Source organism: Pseudomonas sp. R151218B TE3479 (assembly GCF_053629195.1).
Genome location: NZ_JBRJHV010000001.1, coordinates 4,508,104 through 4,525,848 on the forward strand (window position 1 = coordinate 4,508,104; position 17,745 = coordinate 4,525,848).

Consider the following 17,745-nt stretch of genomic DNA (forward strand, 5'->3'; position numbering starts at 1 on the left):
ACTTCTTTTACGAGAGGCTGAACGATAAGCACTGGCGGGTGTTTAGCAAAGCGCCTTTACCGGCAATTTACGTTGGGCTTACCTTTCGAATAGTTGGCTAAAGCCTTGAAGCACAAAAGAAAACGGCCTGGACAAAGCCAGACCGTTAACAATTGTAATAAATACCTTATTTCATTCCACTTATTTCAGAACAGCCAGGGCCGCGTCGTAGTTCGGCTCTTCGGCGATTTCCTTGACCAGTTCGCTGTGCAGCACGGTGTCGTTTTCGTCCAGTACCACCACGGCACGGGCAGTCAGACCTTTCAGTGGACCGTCGGCAATCGCCACGCCGTAGTTCTGGATGAACTCGGCACCGCGCAGCGTGGACAGGTTCTGGACGTTTTCCAGGCCTTCGGCACCGCAGAAGCGCGCCTGGGCAAATGGCAGGTCGGCGGAGATGCACAGCACCACGGTGTTGTTCAGTTCGTTGGCCTGGGCGTTGAATTTACGCACGGAGGTGGCGCAGGTCGGCGTGTCGACGCTTGGGAAAATGTTCAGCACTTTGCGCTTGCCGGCGAAGTCCTTCAGGGAGACGTCCGACAGATTGCCGGCAACCAGGGAAAAGGCTGGCGCCTTGCTACCGGCTTGTGGCAACTGACCGTTGACTTGGACCGGGTTGCCTTTGAGGGTGACTTGAGCCATGAACGGATTCCTTCTGACAGTTTGAAAATGGTGAGGCCGGAGTTAACCACGAAATGCTCGCGCGACCTATGGCCGGACATAAAAAGGCATAGCGTCGACACCCCGGCGGCGACGGCTATTTGGCCTTGAGCTGCAGAAACGACTGATGCAAATCCGTCGCCCAGCCATCGATGACCCCTTTGACGTCATCGGGCTTCATGACCTGGGATTCGTTGGACAGTGGCTTGCCCGTGCCCTTGCGCACCACCTGGGCGACCACCGCGTTGTTGCCACCGTCGAGAAAAACCGCTTCGGTGCCCAAGGTGGTTTCCTGGTCGCGAATACCGCTGGCGGTGCTGACGGCGGCCGCCACCAACGCAATCGGGACCACCTCATACGGCTTCAAGCCTTCGGTCTTGCTACTGACCGCAGTGATCGCCGCTCGTATCACCAATACACCCGGCCCTGGAACGGTCGCCAGGGGCAGGGACTTCCCCGCCTCCCGCATGAGGGCCTGATCGTAATACGCGGTGATGCCCGACAGCGTGGCCTGGGGGATCTTCACGGTCGGCTGCGGTTTGGGGTAAAGCTGCGTCGGCTCGATATAGAGGCTGGTGTATTTGTTCAGATCGATCTTCGGATCGACCCAACGCATGACCTCGGCCCCCGACGGCGACTTCTCTTCCTTGAGCCGGCTGTAATCCCCCAGGAACCCGGAATATTCATCCGGCTGGGTGACTTTGCTCGAACAGCCCGCCAAGGCAAGCGAGGCTATGCAGATGCTGCCAATCATTGACGCGAACTTCATGCTGTCACTCCTGTAAGCCACACGAGGCGGGGCCGGAACTACAGGTATAGCCAATGGGCAGTTTTTTGCCTGCCCTGAAAAGAACAAGTGATTCAGCCGCGCTCGCGAGGTATCAGGCTCTGCAATTGTTGTGCGAGGAAGTTTGCATCGAAGGCAAACGTGTCGGGGTCCTTCAACCCATTGGTCCGGCGCCATTGCCATTGCGTCGATGGCGGCTGGCACACCAGGGAAATGCTGCCGTGACGGGTCGCGGCCAGGCCGATGATCGACAAAGAAACCAAGCCGCCCACCCCCATCACATCCGGCACGAACTCCACCGGTTTACCGGTAATGGCCAAGGTCAGTTTTTCGGTCTTGAAAGCGGATGTCTCTACCGGAACGTTCGATCCGTGGGCCACATACGTCTCACGGCTCAGCTCCAGCAGGCCGAGCGCCATGACCGGCGCCAGCCATTGTTCGATTTGCCCGTACAGCGCCTTGATTTGTTGCGCCCAAACCTCCGACTGGGCCTGGTGCAGTTGTTTCTTGTGTGCTTCGCTGTCGGCGTAGTGACGAAGCATCTCGCCCAGTTGCTGTACATCGTCCATGGGCCGTTCCTCGGTTAGAGAGTGCTGCGAAGCTGGATGATGACAGGTCCAAGACGCCGGCGTACGTAAAAGCCACTTTACCTGTGTGACTGATCCTTCAGCGCAGCCGCGCCATGGCGAGGGTGTCCACCCAACGTCCGTCACGCACGGCATAGTCGCGCATCAGGCCTTCGCTTTCGAAGCCGAACTTGCGGTACAGCCCGATGGCCGCTTCATTGTCGGCGTACACCGTCAGCTCGACCCGGCGCAGGTTCATCCAGTTGTCCGCCACGTCCAGCGCGGCGGCCAGCAGCATAGACCCCACGCCTTTGCCCTGCCAGGCGACAGCCACCCCCATGCCGAGACTGCCGCAATGGGCCCGACGCACCCGCGAAAACTGTTCCAACCCCAGATTGCCGATGACGTCACCCGCGTGCAGGGCCACCAGTTTCAACAAACGCTCGTCATCCGTCGCCAAGCGCTTGCGCCAGACTTCGGTGGACTGGAAAGGCATTTGCAGCACCTGGCGAGTCACCGCCGGGTCGTTGTAGAGCGCGGTGACACCGGCGATGTGGGCTTCAGTGAAGCGTGCGAGGGTAATCGAAGACTCGGACATGGGGCTCCTTCCTGGAGACGTGACAAGGCCGACCACTATAAGCCGCGTCAGGTTATATCGGGAACCAGTGGGAGTTGTTGGTGGATGCTGAATCTGTGAACACCCAAGAACCCATGTGGGAGCGAGCTTGCTCGCGATGACGGCGGCACATTCAATATCAATGCAAGCTGAACCACCGCTATCGCGAGCACGCTCAGCTCCCACAGGGAATTGTTGGTGGATGCTGAATCTGTGGACACCCAAGAACCCATGTGGGAGCGAGCTTGCTCGCGATGAGGCCCTTCCAGCCGGCATTAATGTTGAATGAACGACCGCTATCGCGAGCAAGCTCGCTCCCACAGACAGGCTACTTCCGGCTTCGGTCAGGCCTGGAACCACTCACGCCGCTCATCCAGCGTGTGGTGGATCAGTTCCCGAAGCATCTGCACCTCTGGCGAATCTTCGGCCTGGGCATTGACGGCCATCCACAAGTGCCGTTGCATCGACAGGCCGAACACTTGCGGCAACGCCACCAGGCCTCGGTCGAAGCGGCTCATGTACTGCGGCAACAGGCCGATGCAGGCGCTGCAGCGAATCATTTCCAGCATCAGTTCGTAGGATTGCACCTGCACCACACCGGCCCGGCGTTGTTCTATCAAGGCGTTCCACGGTGCGAAGCCGTCCACGTGTCGGTCCGCCTGCCATTGCACCAGCATGTAATCGTTCAGATCGTCCAGGCAGTCCGGGCGCGTGGCCGGTCGTGAATAACGTTTGGCGATATGCGGCACATAGTCCAGCCGTGCCAGTCGATCCGCGGGCAATGTAGCGAAACTCGGCCCCGGCACCAACGTGTGGGCATCGCTCAACCACAGCACCAGGTCTGCGCTGACGGCTTGCAGCGCCAGGTCACTGTCCAGGGTGATGATCTGCAGTCGCACGCTGGCGTTGCGTCGCAGCAATGAAATCAGGTCACGGCCCAGGATGTCATGCAGTATCGACTCGGCCACAGCCAGGCGAATCAAGGGTTGATCGTTCAAGGGTGGCGCGCTTTCATGGGCCAGGCTGATCAAGCGCGCCTGCAATTGTCGGCCCTCGCGACTGAGGGTCAAGGCGCTGCCCTGGAAGCTGAACAGCGACCGTTGCAGGCGCGCCTCCAATTGCGCCAACTGCTTGCGCAGCCAGGTCGCCTTGACGTTGAGGCTGCGGGCCGCTTGCATGAAGCAGCCGCAACGGGCACTGACCAGGAAGCACTGCGCCACCTGCGGCTCGATACCGCCGGCCACGGTCAGCCACGGGTCGGGGGCACGCAACGGTGTGCGGTATGCGGTGACAGCCTGGCGTCCTGCGGGCTCGATGAAGGTCATGGGTGACTCCCTGTCGGTTGTACGAAGTGGCGAGGGGATTTATCCCCGTGGGTCGCAAAGCGGCCCCCTTGGCTTGAATTCCATCAGGTCTGACACTGAGGGATATTGATAGGGGCTGCTACGCAGCCCAACGGGGATAAATCCCCTCGCCACACATAAATCCTCTTGCCACAAAGGTGTTCACATCAAACAAAGTACTTGGACTAAAGCCCCTCCTCCAACACCTTGCTCAACTGCGCGCCATCGATGCTCAACGTCGCCGTGTCGAGCATGCCGTCCAGGTACGCCTTGGCGATCTGTTCCTGGCGCTGGGCACGCAGGGCCTGGGTCAGGCGCTCGCGGACTTCGTCCAGGGTCGCCTCTCGGGCCGGTTGTTGCTCGGTGAGCTTGATGACATGGAACCCTGCCGGGCTCTGCACCGGATCCGATACCGCACCGACCTTCAAGCGTGCCACGGCCTCGCGCACCGGCGGCACCAGTTGCTGCAACGGTTGGTAACCGCTATCACCGCCGCGCTCGGCACTGGTGCGGTCCTGGGAAAAACGACTGGCCAGGGCGCCGAACTCAGCGGGTGAGGCCTGGGCTTTCTTGCTCAACTCCAGCGCTTGCCGGCGCACCGTTTCCACGGTTTGCGGCTCGCTGGCTGCCAGGAAAATCTGGCTGACCCGGTACAATGCCGGCGCGGTCCAGTTGGCTTTCCCGGCGTCGTAAGCCTGTTTCAACTCGTCTTCACTGGGATACCCGGCCGGCACCTGGCTGACCGACTGCAAGTAATCGCGAAACACAATCTGCTCAGCCGCCGCTCGTGTCTGCCGCTCCACCTCGGGCCGCTGACGCCAACCCTGGGCATCTGCCTGCTCCAACACGGCTTTTTCCGCCAGGCGAGCACGGATCCAGCTCTCCAACGCAGCCCGATTACCCCGCATTTGCTGACGAACCTCGGGGGCCAGTGCGACCAACAAGGTTTTGAGCTCTTCGGGGCTGACCTGCTGGTTGCCCAATCGGGCCAAACTCGGCGAGTCGACCGAAGCAACGCTGGCGGTCGGCACCGCCGCGATCGGATCGTTGCCCGGCCGCAGGCCCAGCACCAGCGCCACGGCGATCAGGCCCAGCGCGGCAGCGCTGATGACGAAGGTCGGCTTTTTCACGATGCGACGGCCTCCTCCAAGGGCGCCTCGACGGGCTCGGCCGGGGTTTGCCCCCGCGCCGCGTTCTGGCTGTACTCACGCAGGTAGACAATGAATTCCTGCAACAGGCGGTCCCACAGTTCCAGGTGACTGCGCAGATGATCGGCACTTACGCCCGCCGCAACCACGACGTCCATTTCCATCACCAGGAATTCGCCTTGCAGCGACAACCGGGCAAAACGTCGCGAGGCGTTCCACAGTTCTGCCAACCCGTCCGGCAATTGGCCCTGCACCCGCAACGCACAGCTGAAGGTGAAGTCCAGGTACTCGCCCGCCATCGCCGCCGGATTGCCGAATCGCACGGCAAAGCCGATGCCCTGGCTGGCACTGAGCAGTTGCACAATGCCGTTCTGCTCGGTTTCGTTGACCCGATAACCCGCCGCCTGCAACAACTCGGTCAGGGATTTTGCACCGACGTTTTCAATCATTGAGGTCATGTTCGATTCATCCTTGTTCTGTTCAGTGAGTGATCGAGGCCTGGGGCGCATCGAAACGGTTTTTGTAGAGATCATCGCCGAACCCTTGGGCCAGCTCTTCGAAACGCACCCGGGCCTTGGCCGCGAACGGCTGGCGGATCTTCACGATGTCGGTCACATCAATGGTTTCGTAGGCATGCAGCAGCGTCTTGGCGACTTCGTACATCTGCTGATTCTTGACCGAACATTGCTGCACTTGTGTGTCACGCTCGGTCAATTGCGCCTCCAGACGCGCGCGCTCGGCCTCTTTGCCGCGAGCCAGGACCAGCAGCTCGTCGTAGGCTTTCTTGAACTTGCCAATTTGCTCGTTGCTGGCCGCCACTTGGGCCTGGGCCTGGCTTTGCAGGTTTTGCTGATGCCCGGCCAGTTGCTCATTCAGGGCCTGGGCCTTGCTCAATTGCGCGGTCAATTGCTTGATCTGCGCCTGGGCCTCCTTGGCCTGGCTCTCCGCGGCCTGCCGGGCGGCACTGGCCTGGGCCTGTTCGCTTTGCAGGGTTTGCAACTGGGCGGTGGTGCTGCGCAATTGCGCCCGCAGGCGTTCTTCCAGGCCTTCGCCGTGGGCACCGCCGCTCAGAAGCAGGCCCAGCACCAGTAACGCGGCCGGACATTGGTAGATGGCACGCCTTTTCATGAGGCCTCCCTGCGCTTAGAAGCGCGTGTTGATTTCAAGCTGCAAGACATCGATGTCGTACGGCGCGCCGTACACCGCTTCGGAACTCAACCAGCGACCAGTGGCGAAGACGTTGCTCGCCAGGCCATAGTTGCCGCCCAGGAAATAACCCTTGGCGTTGGTGCCACCCAGATGGAATGACGAATCGTTGAAGCCGTCCGGCAAGGCGTCCGGCTGGATGTACTTGTAGCCGGCGAACAGGTTCCAGTCGCCTTCGCGCTTGAGTTCCAGGGAGTTGCCAAGGGTGAACTGGAGCATCCAGGCATTGGCGCCGCTTTCCACCTCGCCATCGCTGTCCAGGTTGTTGGCGAACTGCCCTGCGGAGCGCTTGCGCATTTCGCCTTCGTCATAGCCCAGGTTGTGGACGTAGTGGGCCTGGCTGCGCAGTTTCAGGTCCTCGGGCAGATCGGTGTCCCACGCGAAGTTCAGGTCCAGCAGGTTGAACTCCGAGGCCAGGCCGACGTATTGCGGCTGTGGCGTGGTGGACGGGTTGAGGGGGTTGGGCGTGATGTCGCGCAGCAGGAACACGGTGTTGCCCTTCTGCATGAACGCCACCCGCGAACCGTCGCTGTCACAGCCTGGATCACCGGCCCAGGGCTGGCACGGGGAGGAACGCTGGCCTTCGATGTCGTCGAAGCGGTAATAGGCCAACGCGCCCTTGAGCCGGTTACTGTCGTTGATGGCCCAGTTGGCCCCCAGTTGCGCACCGTACAACCACTTGTTGTCGCTCTCTTCCTTGTCGCTGCCATTGCTGGTGCTGGTGTCGTTGGTGTACTCCACCGGGAACGCGCCGACGGTACCGAACACGCCCCAGTCCTGATTGAGCTTGTGGTTGAAATTCGCCGCCACGCCATCGAAGTTCAGGTCGCCGGAATACAACAGGTCGGTGGAGAAAAACGGGTTGGCGAAACGCCCGCCGGTCAGGGTCAATTCGTCCGAGGGTTTCCAGGTCAGGTAGCCCTGGTCGAGCCAGATGTCTTTTTTGCCAAAGCCGCCACCGAGGGTCTGGGTGGTGGACACCGGGTTGTTGTCCGAGCCGGTGCCGATGCGGATGCCCGCTGTCCATTGCGGGGCAATCACGGCCTTCATGCCCAGGCGGGCACGCAGGCGGAACAGGTTTTCCCGGTCTTCGCGGGTATTGAGCAACGGCGGCAGGCTGGAACTGCTGTTGGGGTTGACGTCGTAAGGCCCCTTGTCATTGAGCCGGGCGAAATCGACGATTTCGTTGCTGTTGGTGCCAGAGTAATAGCGCGACTCGTCCCGCAGGCGAATGTCGCCATCGAAGCTGATGCGTGAGACCCAATCCGGAAAGGTGTTGGGTTGGGCCCAGTTTTCCTGCTTGGCGGTGGCCATGACTTCAGCCTTGACCTGGTCGCGGATCTGCTCACGCACGATGTTCGGCACGTATTGCACCCGCACGTCCCCCGGCGCACCGACCGGCGTCGCGGCAACGGCCGTGGCGGCTTGGCGGGCCTGCACGGCTTCTCGTTCGGCCTGGGCGATCAAGCCATCGGCCTGGTCCTGCTTCAACACGCCCTGCTGCACCAGCAGGCGGATCAGATTGATCGTGGCGTTTTCCGAAGGCGCCGCAGCGGCGGCCGCGTGGCCGGCCAGGCTCAGGGCCACCAGGCCGATCGCCCACGACAATCGATTCACATTGGAAATCATCTGCACACAACTCCTGTTGGCAAACTTTCAAATAGTCGGTTAACCCGGCCGCCGCCCCTGCAAGGACAGGCGCACGGGCAACGTCAGGGAGGCCGGTGGCCGCTCACTCAAATGGGGCGCGGCACGCAGGGCGGAAATCACTTGCTCGTCCACTTGCTGGTTGCCGCTGGACTTGACCAACTCGACCCGGGTGATTTCGCCCACGGCACTGAGCCAGACGTCGGCCTGCAGCGAGAACGCCAGGCTGCGCAGGTCGGGGTTTTCCCGCAGCAAGCGCTGGAAGGTGAACGCCAGGAACTGGCTGTAGGTGCCATTGCCCAGGCGTCCGCCCCCTGCCCCGGCCATGCCACCGCCCTTGCCGGCACCGATGTTGAACGCGTCGTTGCCGGACTGGGCATCGCCGTCCATTTGCATCGGGTTCGCCAGGTCATCCACGGGCGACGGCGGCGCCTCTTCCTCGGGCTTGACCTCTTCAGGTTCCGGGGTCGGCTCTGGCTCGACCACTTTCTCCTCGACCTGGGGTTCCGGTTCCTTGGGCTTCTCTGGCGGTGGTGGGGGCGGAGGCGGCAGCGGGATGATAGTCGGCACCTTCGGGGCTTCGCGGCGCACGCCACTCATGTCGTTGGCCCACTGCCACAGCAGCCAGGCCGCGACGGCGCCCAGCAGCAGGCCGGCGGCCCACTTGAGCAGGCGCAGCGGCGAAGTCTTCACCGGGGGCGGATCGATGGGAAGTCTGGCGGTCATGATCAGCCCTGGCTCGGTTTGCCGGTCACGAGACCGACCTGGGACAGTTCCAGGCGCCGCAACAGATCCAGCACTTCAATGACTTTCTGGTACTGCACCGTCGCGTCGCCGCGCACGATCACCGGGAAGTCCGGGCTCTGCGCCTTTTCGATGCGCAGGCGCTCTTCCAGCTCGGCCAGGGTCACCGGGTAGGCATCCAGGAACACCTGCCCGCCGTCATTCACCGAAATCGCCTTGGTCTTGGCCTCGGACAACGACACCGAGGCACTGGCCTTGGGCAGGTTGATCTGGATACCTGACACCTGGGCCGTGGCCGTGAGGATGAACATCACCAGCACCACCATGAGCACATCCACCAGCGGCGTGATGTTGATGCTGTCGACCGCTGCATCATCTTCGTCATCGTGTGAAGCGTTTACGCTAGCCATGGCGACTCCCTCAGGCCGGTACGGACGATTGGACGTGATGACCGCGACGATGGGCCGCTTCACCGGACTGGCCTTCGCCGTGCATCTCGGCCAGGCGCGTGATGAACTCGTCGACAAAGACCCGCATGTCGGCGCTGACTTCCTTGTTGCGGGTGATCAGGCGGTTGTAGCCAAACAACGCCGGGATCGCGACGAACAGGCCCATGGCCGTGGCGAGCAATGCCGCGGCCATGCCCGGGGCGATGGCGTTGATGTTCACGTCTCCGGCCATGGCCGTGCCGAGGAACACCACCATGATCCCCAGCACAGTGCCGAGCAGGCCGATGTACGGCCCGCCAGCGATGGCGTTGGACAGGGTCGAAAGCTTCGAACTCAGCGCCTGGTTCTCGCGGGTGCGCACGCCGTCCATCGAGCAACGGATCGCTTCGATGGTGGCCGCTGACACCGACGAGGTGTCAGCGCCCTGCTCACGGCGGGTGCGGATTTCCTTGACGGCCACCAAGTACAAGCGCCACAGCGATGAATGTTGCAGGCGCTGGGCGAGGTCCTGGTCGTCGGCGAACATTTCCAGGCGCGTGCCGATCTTGGCGAACTGCTCGCGGAAGGCTTCGTTGGCGGCACTGAGGCGGCTGACCATGCGGTTCTTGCGGATCATGATGATCCACGACTGGAACATCATCAGCACCAGCACCCCGATGATCACCCAAGCGTCGAGCGGCACGGCGTTGAGCAGGAACCCCAGGCTGCCGAAACCGAAACCGGACTGCTCTTCATCGACGCCGTAGACCACCAGTTTCGATTCGGCGCCCTGGGCGTTGGCGTCGGCCAACAGCAACGGCGCCGGACGAGCGACCTTGGACAGCCGCGCCTCATCCATGGCGCCGCTGAAAGGCGCGAAGGCTCCGGCGGAGACATCGGCACCCAGGGCGATCGGCGAATTGAACGCCGGCATCGCCACCGCCAGGCTCGCGGCCTCACGCCCGTTGACGTACAGCACGACCCGGTCGCCCGAGGCGGTCAACGCCAGGTGCTGCCACTGACCGGGGTTCAGCGGCAGGGTCGAGACCGCGCGTTGATCATTGATCGCCACGAACGGCACACCCTGGTTGACCCCGACCAACAGGCTGGTGGCGGCTTCGCGACGGGCCAGGAGCACTTGTTCGCCACTGGCCTGGTCCTGGCGCAGCCAGGTGCTGAAGGTGAACGCTGCGCCGGCACTGTGTTGCAACGACGCACTGGCCGGCAACAACAACGGCTGGCCGTTGAACTGCAAGGCCCGCCCGATCACACCGTCGATGCTCACGCCGGCCGCGCCCTGGGCATTGTTGCCGTAGGCCGTGGTATCCCGGGGCGGTACACCGGTGGCGCCGTCGAAGTGGTATAGGGCGGTGTAGTCCGGATCGAAGGTCAACTGGCCGCTGCTCGTGGCCGGCGCCTTCTGGTTGCCGTAATACATCCACACGTCCTGGCGCTGACCGCCCTCCACGCTCGGCACGTCGACCCAGATCAGCGCCATGCCCATCAGCGGGTCGAAGCTTTCGATCTGGTGATTGAGCACGGTCTTGTCGTCGGCGCTGACGAAGCGCAAGTCCGAGCCGTCGTCCTTGACCCCGTCGAAGGTGAAGTTGCCGGTGTGCAAGCGCACCAGCAACGCGGTGCGGCCCAAGGCCTGGGCGATGGCGGCGCCCTGGGGCGTGGTATCCACCGAAATCTGTTTGCGATAGTGCCAGTCGTCCTGCCACCAGGCGTTGGCGGTCGCCGGAAGCACCAGCCCCAGGCAGATAAACAGGGATAACAATAAGCGTTGCATGGACATGACTCCTGGGTTCAAAACGTCGCTTGCAGGTTGAAGTGCAGGCGCGATTCCTGTTTCGAGGTGTTCGGCCCTTCGAGCAGCGGATAGCCCCAGTCGAGGCTGCCGGACAGCCATTTGCTCAGGCTCGCGCGGGTGCCCAGGCCGACGCTGGCGAGGCTGTAATCGGCTTCCTGGTCGGGCAGTTCGTCACGCAAATACAGCTGCGCGCCTTCGGCGAAGGCATAGAAGCGCCACTCCTGGACATAACTGCCGAGGAACTTGGCCAGGGACGGGGTGCGCAGCTCCTGGGACAGCAGGTAGCCGTCGTCGCCGGTGCGCTCGGCAGCCAGGTAGCCGCGCACCGAGGTGGCGCCACCGGCGGAGAATTGCTCGTTGGAAACCAACGGCCCGGAGGCCAGTTGGAAGGCGGCCTTGGAGGCGGTCTGCCAGTCGTTGCCGAAGGTGAAGGTGTAATTGCCGTCGCCCTTGAGCACCGCGAAGCTGGGACTGGCGCGATAGCGCTTGTAGTCGAACTCTTCGTCGGAACTGCCATAGCCCAGCAAGCTCCGGGTCCCCGCCACCAAGCTCAGGCCGAGGCCCAACTGGCTGTTTTCGGTGTAGCGAAAGCCGTTATAGGCGAAGGTGAACGGCGCGTACTTGAGCGGCGCCTTGTCGCTGGCACCGCCCAGGTTCAGTTCTTCCTCGAAGTCCTTGAAATCCACCCCGACCGAAAAGCTGTTGGCCCATGCCCCCGTGGACGGCAGGCTGTAGATCGCCGACACCCCGTAGGAATGTCCTTTGCCCAAAACGTTACTGCCGCCGACGGTCGCCACGTTGCTGTCGGATTGGTACCCCGAGAACTGCACACTCCAGCGTTCGCTCAGCGGCGCGGAGTAGGAACCCGACCAGACCTTGGCGTTTTCGGTGTCCTGGGGCGCGGTGAAGAAGGTCAGCGAAACGCTGTGGCCCAGTTGCCAGAGGTTGTTGTAGCCCAGGCTGGCGACCGTGCGCAGCTTTTCGGTGTCGGCACTGTAGTCGTTGTTCAGCCCCAGGCTGGCTTGCCAGGGGTCCTGGTCTTGGACTTGCAAATCCACGTCCATGGTCCCGGGGCGCTGGCCTTCGCGCACCAGCGGCATGACCTGGCGTCCCGGGGTCTTGTTCAACTGCGCCAGCTCTGCCTGGACCCGGGCGAAATCCGGCACCTCGCCTTCCTTCAGCGCCGGCACGTCTTCACGGATTTCAACCGGTGAATAATGCTTGGCCCCTACCACGCGCACCCGACCGATCTTGGTCTCGCTGACTTGCAGGTAGACGATGCCGTCTTCGACTTTCTGCTCCGGCAGCTCGACGAATACCGATTGATAACCGCGGGCCTGATAGGCTTTTTGCAGGGCTTCCCGGGCGCCTTCGATGTCGCTCAGGGCCTTTTGCGGGCCGAGGAACGGGTACACCGCTTCCTCGATGGCCCGGGCATCGAGCACGGTGTTGCCGCGCACGAAATACTCGTTCACGTCCACCAGGCGCGTCGACGCCGCTTCGGCCGCCTGCCCGCCTTCGGCGGCAAAGGCCGACGGCCCCCCGACCGCCAGCAGCAGCCAGCCCCACAGCGCCGGCCGCGATTTGAAGAAATGCTCCACACCACCCCCTGAATTCAAAGTACGGCTCAATTGCTTATGGTCGATGTCGTGGCGTGCCGGGCCAGCCAGGTGTGCAAAAGCGCGAAGTTCAAGGAGAACTCCGGCATTTGCAGCAAGGCGCCACAGAACACTTCACCGATGATTTTCTCGATGAGCCGCACTGCCCGCGCATCGCCCAGCAGCGTGGCGAGGTCCTTGCTCAGGACGTTGAAGCTCCAGACCTTCTGGTTCAGGTCCAGGCCGACGAACCAGCGGAACAGCAGGTTGTAATTGAGTTGTTCGTAGAGTTGCTGCTCGCTGGGCACCGAATAGAGCAGTTGCAGCAGGAGGATGTGCATGGCGGTCTGCGGTGCGATCAGCATCTGGGCACTGGCGTTGAGGCCCTGCAGCACATCGCGATGGTCATCCAGCAGGTCGTCGATCTGCGGACGCAGCAAGACCAGTGAATGGCCTTGCGGAATGTAGCTGGACACTTCCTTGAGCGCGCCCTGCCAGTCATCCTGGGAAACGATCCAGACCCACGGCGCGCCGTAGCGATACACCGAGACCGGCTGCTTGCGCGCCGCCTCGACGATCTTCGACAGCCGCTGGTCAAGCTCCTGCATGCCCACTTTCGAATAACGTTCCATAGTCCCCATCGCCTCACTCCCGGCTTCGCGCCCCGGCTCCAAACGACCTGAAAGGTCCCCTCGAAGACGTCACACAGGCATGACGGGAATGGCGATGTGCTACCGAACTTTTGTCATGAAAGCTTCATTTTTGAGGGCAAGGAGGGAGTGAGTTTTTTGTGGGAGCGAGCTTGCTCGCGATGGCGGCGGGTCAGTTGGCAGTGATGTCGGATGGGCAACCGTCATCGCGAGCAAGCTCGCTCCCACAAGGGTTCTCGAGTGGAGGCAGGGTGTGTGTCCACCCCCCATTCCAGTGTGGGAGCGAGCTTGCTCGCGATGGCGGCGGGTCAGTTGGCGGTGATGTGGAATGGGCAGCCGTCATCGCGAGCAAGCTCGGCTCCCACAGGGGTTCTCGGATGGAGACAGGGTTTGCGCCCATCACCCATTCCCAGTGTGGGAGCGAGCTTGCTCGCGATGGCGGCGGGTCAGTTGGCGGTGATGTCGAATGGGCAGCCGTCATCGCGAGTAAGCTCGGTTCCCACAGGGGTTGTCGGGTGGAGACAGGGTTTGTGTCCACCCCCCCTTCCAGTGTGGGAGCTCGGTGTTGGCGAGGAGGCCTGTGCCTTTACTGGTGTTGTACCTGCACCATCGAACTCACCTGCACCCGCGCCTGCATCTGTTCCGCCCCGCCACCCCGGCGCATGCCGCGTACCGGGCAGGCGTCAAGGTAGTCCAGGCCGATCGCCAGTTTCAGGTGGCGATCGGGAAGGGTCAGGCGGTTGGTCACGTCGAAGCTGTACCAGCCATCGTCCAGCCAGGCTTCGGCCCAGGCGTGGCTTGCCAGGTGGCTTTCATCTTCGGTGCACAGATAGCCGGAAACATAGCGCGCCGGAATACCCAGGCTGCGCGCGCAGGCCAGGAAGGCGTGGGTATGGTCCTGGCAAACCCCCGTTCCACCGGCAAACGCCTCGGCGGCGGTGCTGTTGACCGCTGTCGTGCCGGGGCTGTAGGGCATCCGCGCCGCCAGGCCGTTCATCAGGTCGGTCAAGGCCGAACGATCACGCCGGCCGGCGCATTGTTCGACGGCGAAGGCGCTAAGGGTCTCATCCGCCTGGGTGAGGCGGCTGGTGCGCAGAAACGGCAGCGGTGACTGAGAGTCCGGTTCCATCGCGATGGACTGATGGATTTCCACCTCGCCATACGCCGTCAGCACCAAGGCACCGTGGGGCTCGTCCATGGTCATCACGTGGAGGATGTTACCGTAGGGGTCAATCTGGCTGCGCACCAGTCGCGGCAGTTCCAGATGCCATTCCAGGATGCGCTGGCGTTGGGTGTCCCGAGGCGTCAGGCGCAAGAACTGAATGCTGGTGCAGACTTCATCGGCGTAGCTGTAAGTCGTGTCGTGGCGTATGGACAGTTTCATACGACCTCCAGGTAAGACTCATGGACGGTCTGGCCCAAGTGGCGGATCTGACCAATCAGATCGGTCAACCATTGGTGCAGGCCCGACGCCAGGATTTCGTCGATTCCGGAATAGCGCAGGCGCGCATTCAGCTCGGCGGCCAGGCGTTGTGCCGGCCGGCCGTTGTTGCCCGGCAAGCTGGCGAGGATATGATCCAGTTCCTCGATACAAGCATGCAGCGAGCGTGGGACGTCGGCCCGCAACAGCAACATCTCGGACACCTGCTCTGCATTGGGCGCGTTGCGGTAGATCTCGTTGAACGCCTCGAACGAAGACAACGCACGCAACAAGGCACTCCACTGGTAATAGCCACGGGCCGAGTTGTCGCTGACCTCCTCCGACTCCTCGCCGAACATTTCATAGCGAGCGTCCAGCAGGCGCAGGGTGTTGTCGGCCCGTTCGATAAAGGTCCCCAAACGGATGAAACAGTAGGCATCGTTGCGCATGATGGTGCCCGATGTCGCGCCACGGAACAGGTGCGAACGTTCCTTGACCCACTCGCAGAAATGGCTGATGCCGTAGCGCCCCAGGCCGTTACTGGCGATGTTGCGCATTTCCAGCCAGGTGGCGTTGATGTTTTCCCACATGTCGGCAGTGATACGCCCGCGCACGGCATGGGCATTGGTTCGCGCGGCTCGCAGGCAGCTATAGATACTGCCGGGGTTGGTTTCGTCCAAGGCGAAGAAATGCAGCATGCGCTCGGTGTTGAGGGCGTCATAACGGGCGTTGTAGTCGTCCAGCGTACCGGCCGCCAGCAGCGACATCGCCAGTTCGGCATGGCCATCGCTGCGTCCGGCCTGGGGCATCAGCGACAGCGAATAGCTGACTTCGAGCATGCGCGCCAGGTTCTCGGCGCGCTCCAGGTAGCGGGACATCCAATAGAGGTCCGAAGCAGTTCTTGAAAGCATGTCTTAGTCCTCCACTACCCAAGTGTCTTTGGTGCCGCCGCCCTGGGACGAGTTCACCACCAGCGAGCCTTCGCGCAGCGCCACGCGAGTCAGCCCGCCGGGTACCAGGCGCGTTTCCTTGCCCGACAGCACGAACGGACGCAGGTCGATGTGGCGCGGCGCGATGCCGCTCTCGACAAAGGTCGGGCACGTGGACAGGCTCAAGGTCGGCTGGGCGATATAGGCTTCGGGACGGGCCTTGAGGCGTGCGCGGAAATCTTCGATCTCCGCCGCACTGGCGGCCGGCCCGACCAGCATGCCGTAGCCGCCGGAGCCCTGGGTTTCCTTGACCACCAGATCCGGCAGGTTGGCCAGCACATGGGACAGGTCCTGGGGCTTGCGGCACTGCCAGGTGGGCACGTTCTTCAGGATCGGTTCTTCGGTGAGGTAGAAGCGGATCATCTCGTCGACATAAGGGTAGATCGATTTGTCGTCGGCCACGCCTGTGCCGACCGCGTTCGCCAGCACCACGTTGCCCGCACGGTAAACAGCGATCAGCCCGGGCACGCCCAGCATCGAATCGGGGTTGAACGACAGCGGGTCGAGGTAAGCATCGTCAAGGCGACGGTAAATCACGTCCACCTGTCGAGGGCCGGCGGTGGTGCGCATGTACACGTGGTCGTCCCGCACGAACAGATCGGCCCCCTCCACCAGCTCCACGCCCATTTCACGGGCCAGGAAGGCGTGCTCGAAATAGGCACTGTTGAAACGTCCCGGCGTCAGCACCACGGCGGTGGGGTTTTCCAGGGGGCTTGAGCTCTTGAGGGTGTCGAGCAGCAGGTTCGGGTAATGATCGATAGGTGCCACGCGCTGGGCGGCGAAGAGCTCGGGGAACAGGCGCATCATCATCTTGCGGTCTTCGAGCATGTAGCTCACACCGCTTGGCGTGCGCAGGTTGTCTTCGAGCACGTAATAGCTGCCGTCACCGTCGCGAACCAGGTCGACACCGGCGATATGGGCGTAGATACCTCGGTGCAGGTTCAGGCCCTGCATCGCAATCTGGTAGCCCTCGTTGGCGAGCACCTGCTCGGGCGGAATGATCCCTTCCTTGAGGATGTGCTGCCCATGGTAGATGTCGGCCAGGAACATGTTCAGGGCCTGGACCCGCTGGATGCAACCACGCTCGACCATTTGCCATTCACTGGCCTTGATGCTGCGGGGAATGATATCGAAGGGGATCAGGCGCTCGGTGCCCTGCTCGTCCCCGTAGAGGGTGAAGGTGATACCGGCGCGATGGAACAGCAGGTCGGCTTCGCGGCGGCGTTGCTCCAGCAGTTCAAGCGGGGTGTCCGCCAGCCAGCGCGAGAAGGCTTGGTAATGCGGGCGGCAGTCACCCTTTGCGTCATACATTTCATTAAAAAAAGCGTGGGGCATAGCCAACTCCCAGCCGCGTTCTACACGGCATTTCTTATCACTTCGTCATTCCGACGGTTCGGCCTTGCCTTGCTTTAAACCCTGCTTGATTGAGTGCGGTCCTGGGATTGCCCTCTGTTGCTCTTCATGGATGGTGTGTCCTGGCCTGAAAGGCCGGGTTTTCAATACTTAGCAAAGGATGTGCCTAAGCGTGACGGTGTCACGTACTGAATAGAAGAAGTATTGCAAAACCGCAAAAAGGCGAAATTATTTTTCGATCTGGCGACATGAATGAACGTAAATGCTGGCGCCCTTTGTCTCGAGCACTGGCTTGAGCGGCCCTTGAGCGGGTGAAATGGGACAACGACGCCCCACAAGAGGGAAGTTTTTACTCATTCGTCCATGGCCGATCCTTCAGGCGCCGCCAACAACCCCAGGTGGCGCGACCCTGAACGCACTGCAACGTTGCAGGAACATGCACGGATTCATACCCTCGCCCCACCGTGAAGCAGGCAGGCCGTTCCCCCAGCTCATCAATGAGCGGGCGGTGATTGAACCATTGGCGATTTCGAAGGGCCTACTCCCTCCCCAGTACCTGTTGCTGGTTAGCCAAAAACAATCGGATGTGCGCACGCCAAGCGTAGACCACTTCCCTCAAGGTCGCGGGCAGGCTGCCTTCGGTCTCCTTCCAGGCGGCCCTGGACAACAATTCTGATGTGCCGCGTCCGCAATTGATGGTGCTGCGCCACAACCCTGCTCATGCCGCGGACGATCATC

At 62.1% G+C, this 17,745-nt stretch carries 17 protein-coding genes; all 17 read right to left on the bottom strand.

Annotated elements, in window-relative coordinates; genetic code table 11:
• Positions 1–180: 180 nt before the first annotated feature.
• The 17 genes from tpx to AB7M32_RS19375 all read right to left on the bottom strand — a co-directional run bounded on the left by tpx (position 181) and on the right by AB7M32_RS19375 (position 16,989).
• On the bottom strand, positions 181–681 hold the full coding sequence (gene tpx / locus AB7M32_RS19295; protein ID WP_024779993.1) for a thiol peroxidase: 501 nt from the start codon (positions 679–681) through the stop codon (positions 181–183).
• Positions 682–796: 115 nt separating this feature from the next.
• Entirely contained in the window at positions 797–1,468 is a 672-nt protein-coding gene (locus AB7M32_RS19300) for a DUF3313 domain-containing protein (protein ID WP_454250985.1), read from the bottom strand.
• Positions 1,469–1,560: 92 nt separating this feature from the next.
• A complete protein-coding gene (locus AB7M32_RS19305) occupies positions 1,561–2,055 on the bottom strand; it encodes a hypothetical protein (protein WP_454250986.1) in 495 nt (164 codons plus the stop codon).
• A gap of 97 nt (positions 2,056–2,152) precedes the next feature.
• Positions 2,153–2,650 carry a GNAT family N-acetyltransferase gene (locus tag AB7M32_RS19310; RefSeq protein WP_072405708.1) on the bottom strand — a complete coding sequence of 166 codons (498 nt, stop codon included), beginning with the start codon at positions 2,648–2,650 and terminating at the stop codon, positions 2,153–2,155.
• A 362-nt stretch (positions 2,651–3,012) separates the two neighbouring features.
• Entirely contained in the window at positions 3,013–3,993 is a 981-nt protein-coding gene (locus tag AB7M32_RS19315) for a LysR substrate-binding domain-containing protein (protein WP_454250987.1), read from the bottom strand.
• A gap of 203 nt (positions 3,994–4,196) precedes the next feature.
• Positions 4,197–5,141: a peptidylprolyl isomerase gene (locus AB7M32_RS19320; protein ID WP_454250988.1), complete on the bottom strand. Its 945-nt coding sequence runs from the start codon at positions 5,139–5,141 to the stop codon at positions 4,197–4,199.
• On the bottom strand, positions 5,138–5,617 hold the full coding sequence (locus AB7M32_RS19325) for a YbjN domain-containing protein (protein WP_454250989.1): 480 nt from the start codon (positions 5,615–5,617) through the stop codon (positions 5,138–5,140). The genes AB7M32_RS19320 and AB7M32_RS19325 overlap by 4 nt, the downstream gene beginning before the upstream one ends.
• 22 nt (positions 5,618–5,639) lie before the next feature.
• A complete protein-coding gene (locus tag AB7M32_RS19330; protein WP_454250990.1) occupies positions 5,640–6,287 on the bottom strand; it encodes a DNA repair protein in 648 nt (215 codons plus the stop codon).
• Positions 6,288–6,302: 15 nt separating this feature from the next.
• Positions 6,303–7,994, bottom strand: coding sequence for a putative porin (locus AB7M32_RS19335; protein WP_454250991.1), 1,692 nt, complete (start codon positions 7,992–7,994; stop codon positions 6,303–6,305).
• A gap of 39 nt (positions 7,995–8,033) precedes the next feature.
• On the bottom strand, positions 8,034–8,738 hold the full coding sequence (locus AB7M32_RS19340) for an energy transducer TonB family protein (RefSeq protein ID WP_454250992.1): 705 nt from the start codon (positions 8,736–8,738) through the stop codon (positions 8,034–8,036).
• Positions 8,739–8,740: 2 nt separating this feature from the next.
• Positions 8,741–9,166 carry an ExbD/TolR family protein gene (locus tag AB7M32_RS19345; protein ID WP_454250993.1) on the bottom strand — a complete coding sequence of 142 codons (426 nt, stop codon included), beginning with the start codon at positions 9,164–9,166 and terminating at the stop codon, positions 8,741–8,743.
• A 10-nt stretch (positions 9,167–9,176) separates the two neighbouring features.
• Positions 9,177–10,976, bottom strand: a complete 1,800-nt coding sequence (locus AB7M32_RS19350) for a DUF2341 domain-containing protein (RefSeq protein WP_454250994.1) — start codon at positions 10,974–10,976, stop codon at positions 9,177–9,179.
• Between the two features lie 17 nt (positions 10,977–10,993).
• A complete protein-coding gene (locus AB7M32_RS19355; RefSeq protein ID WP_454252172.1) occupies positions 10,994–12,556 on the bottom strand; it encodes a ShlB/FhaC/HecB family hemolysin secretion/activation protein in 1,563 nt (520 codons plus the stop codon).
• Between the two features lie 68 nt (positions 12,557–12,624).
• A complete protein-coding gene (locus tag AB7M32_RS19360) occupies positions 12,625–13,227 on the bottom strand; it encodes a transposase (protein ID WP_060742202.1) in 603 nt (200 codons plus the stop codon).
• A 604-nt stretch (positions 13,228–13,831) separates the two neighbouring features.
• Positions 13,832–14,629: a transglutaminase family protein gene (locus tag AB7M32_RS19365; protein WP_072405718.1), complete on the bottom strand. Its 798-nt coding sequence runs from the start codon at positions 14,627–14,629 to the stop codon at positions 13,832–13,834.
• Positions 14,626–15,576, bottom strand: coding sequence for an alpha-E domain-containing protein (locus AB7M32_RS19370; RefSeq protein WP_003201699.1), 951 nt, complete (start codon positions 15,574–15,576; stop codon positions 14,626–14,628). The genes AB7M32_RS19365 and AB7M32_RS19370 overlap by 4 nt, the downstream gene beginning before the upstream one ends.
• 3 nt (positions 15,577–15,579) lie before the next feature.
• Positions 15,580–16,989 (bottom strand): circularly permuted type 2 ATP-grasp protein, encoded by a 1,410-nt coding sequence (locus AB7M32_RS19375; protein WP_003201697.1) that lies wholly within the window; start codon positions 16,987–16,989, stop codon positions 15,580–15,582.
• Positions 16,990–17,745 lie beyond the last annotated feature (756 nt).

Excerpts from the sequence above, each read along its gene's own strand:
- tpx (WP_024779993.1), bottom strand. The coding sequence starts at position 681 with ATGGCTCAAGTCACCCTCAAAGGCAACCCGGTCCAAGTCAACGGTCAG.
- AB7M32_RS19300 (WP_454250985.1), bottom strand. The coding sequence starts at position 1,468 with ATGAAGTTCGCGTCAATGATTGGCAGCATCTGCATAGCCTCGCTTGCC.
- AB7M32_RS19305 (WP_454250986.1), bottom strand. The coding sequence starts at position 2,055 with ATGGACGATGTACAGCAACTGGGCGAGATGCTTCGTCACTACGCCGAC.
- AB7M32_RS19310 (WP_072405708.1), bottom strand. The coding sequence starts at position 2,650 with ATGTCCGAGTCTTCGATTACCCTCGCACGCTTCACTGAAGCCCACATC.
- AB7M32_RS19315 (WP_454250987.1), bottom strand. The coding sequence starts at position 3,993 with ATGACCTTCATCGAGCCCGCAGGACGCCAGGCTGTCACCGCATACCGC.
- AB7M32_RS19325 (WP_454250989.1), bottom strand. The coding sequence starts at position 5,617 with ATGACCTCAATGATTGAAAACGTCGGTGCAAAATCCCTGACCGAGTTG.
- AB7M32_RS19330 (WP_454250990.1), bottom strand. The coding sequence starts at position 6,287 with ATGAAAAGGCGTGCCATCTACCAATGTCCGGCCGCGTTACTGGTGCTG.
- AB7M32_RS19335 (WP_454250991.1), bottom strand. The coding sequence starts at position 7,994 with ATGATTTCCAATGTGAATCGATTGTCGTGGGCGATCGGCCTGGTGGCC.
- AB7M32_RS19340 (WP_454250992.1), bottom strand. The coding sequence starts at position 8,738 with ATGACCGCCAGACTTCCCATCGATCCGCCCCCGGTGAAGACTTCGCCG.
- AB7M32_RS19345 (WP_454250993.1), bottom strand. The coding sequence starts at position 9,166 with ATGGCTAGCGTAAACGCTTCACACGATGACGAAGATGATGCAGCGGTC.
- AB7M32_RS19350 (WP_454250994.1), bottom strand. The coding sequence starts at position 10,976 with ATGCAACGCTTATTGTTATCCCTGTTTATCTGCCTGGGGCTGGTGCTT.
- AB7M32_RS19360 (WP_060742202.1), bottom strand. The coding sequence starts at position 13,227 with ATGGAACGTTATTCGAAAGTGGGCATGCAGGAGCTTGACCAGCGGCTG.
- AB7M32_RS19365 (WP_072405718.1), bottom strand. The coding sequence starts at position 14,629 with ATGAAACTGTCCATACGCCACGACACGACTTACAGCTACGCCGATGAA.
- AB7M32_RS19370 (WP_003201699.1), bottom strand. The coding sequence starts at position 15,576 with ATGCTTTCAAGAACTGCTTCGGACCTCTATTGGATGTCCCGCTACCTG.
- AB7M32_RS19375 (WP_003201697.1), bottom strand. The coding sequence starts at position 16,989 with ATGCCCCACGCTTTTTTTAATGAAATGTATGACGCAAAGGGTGACTGC.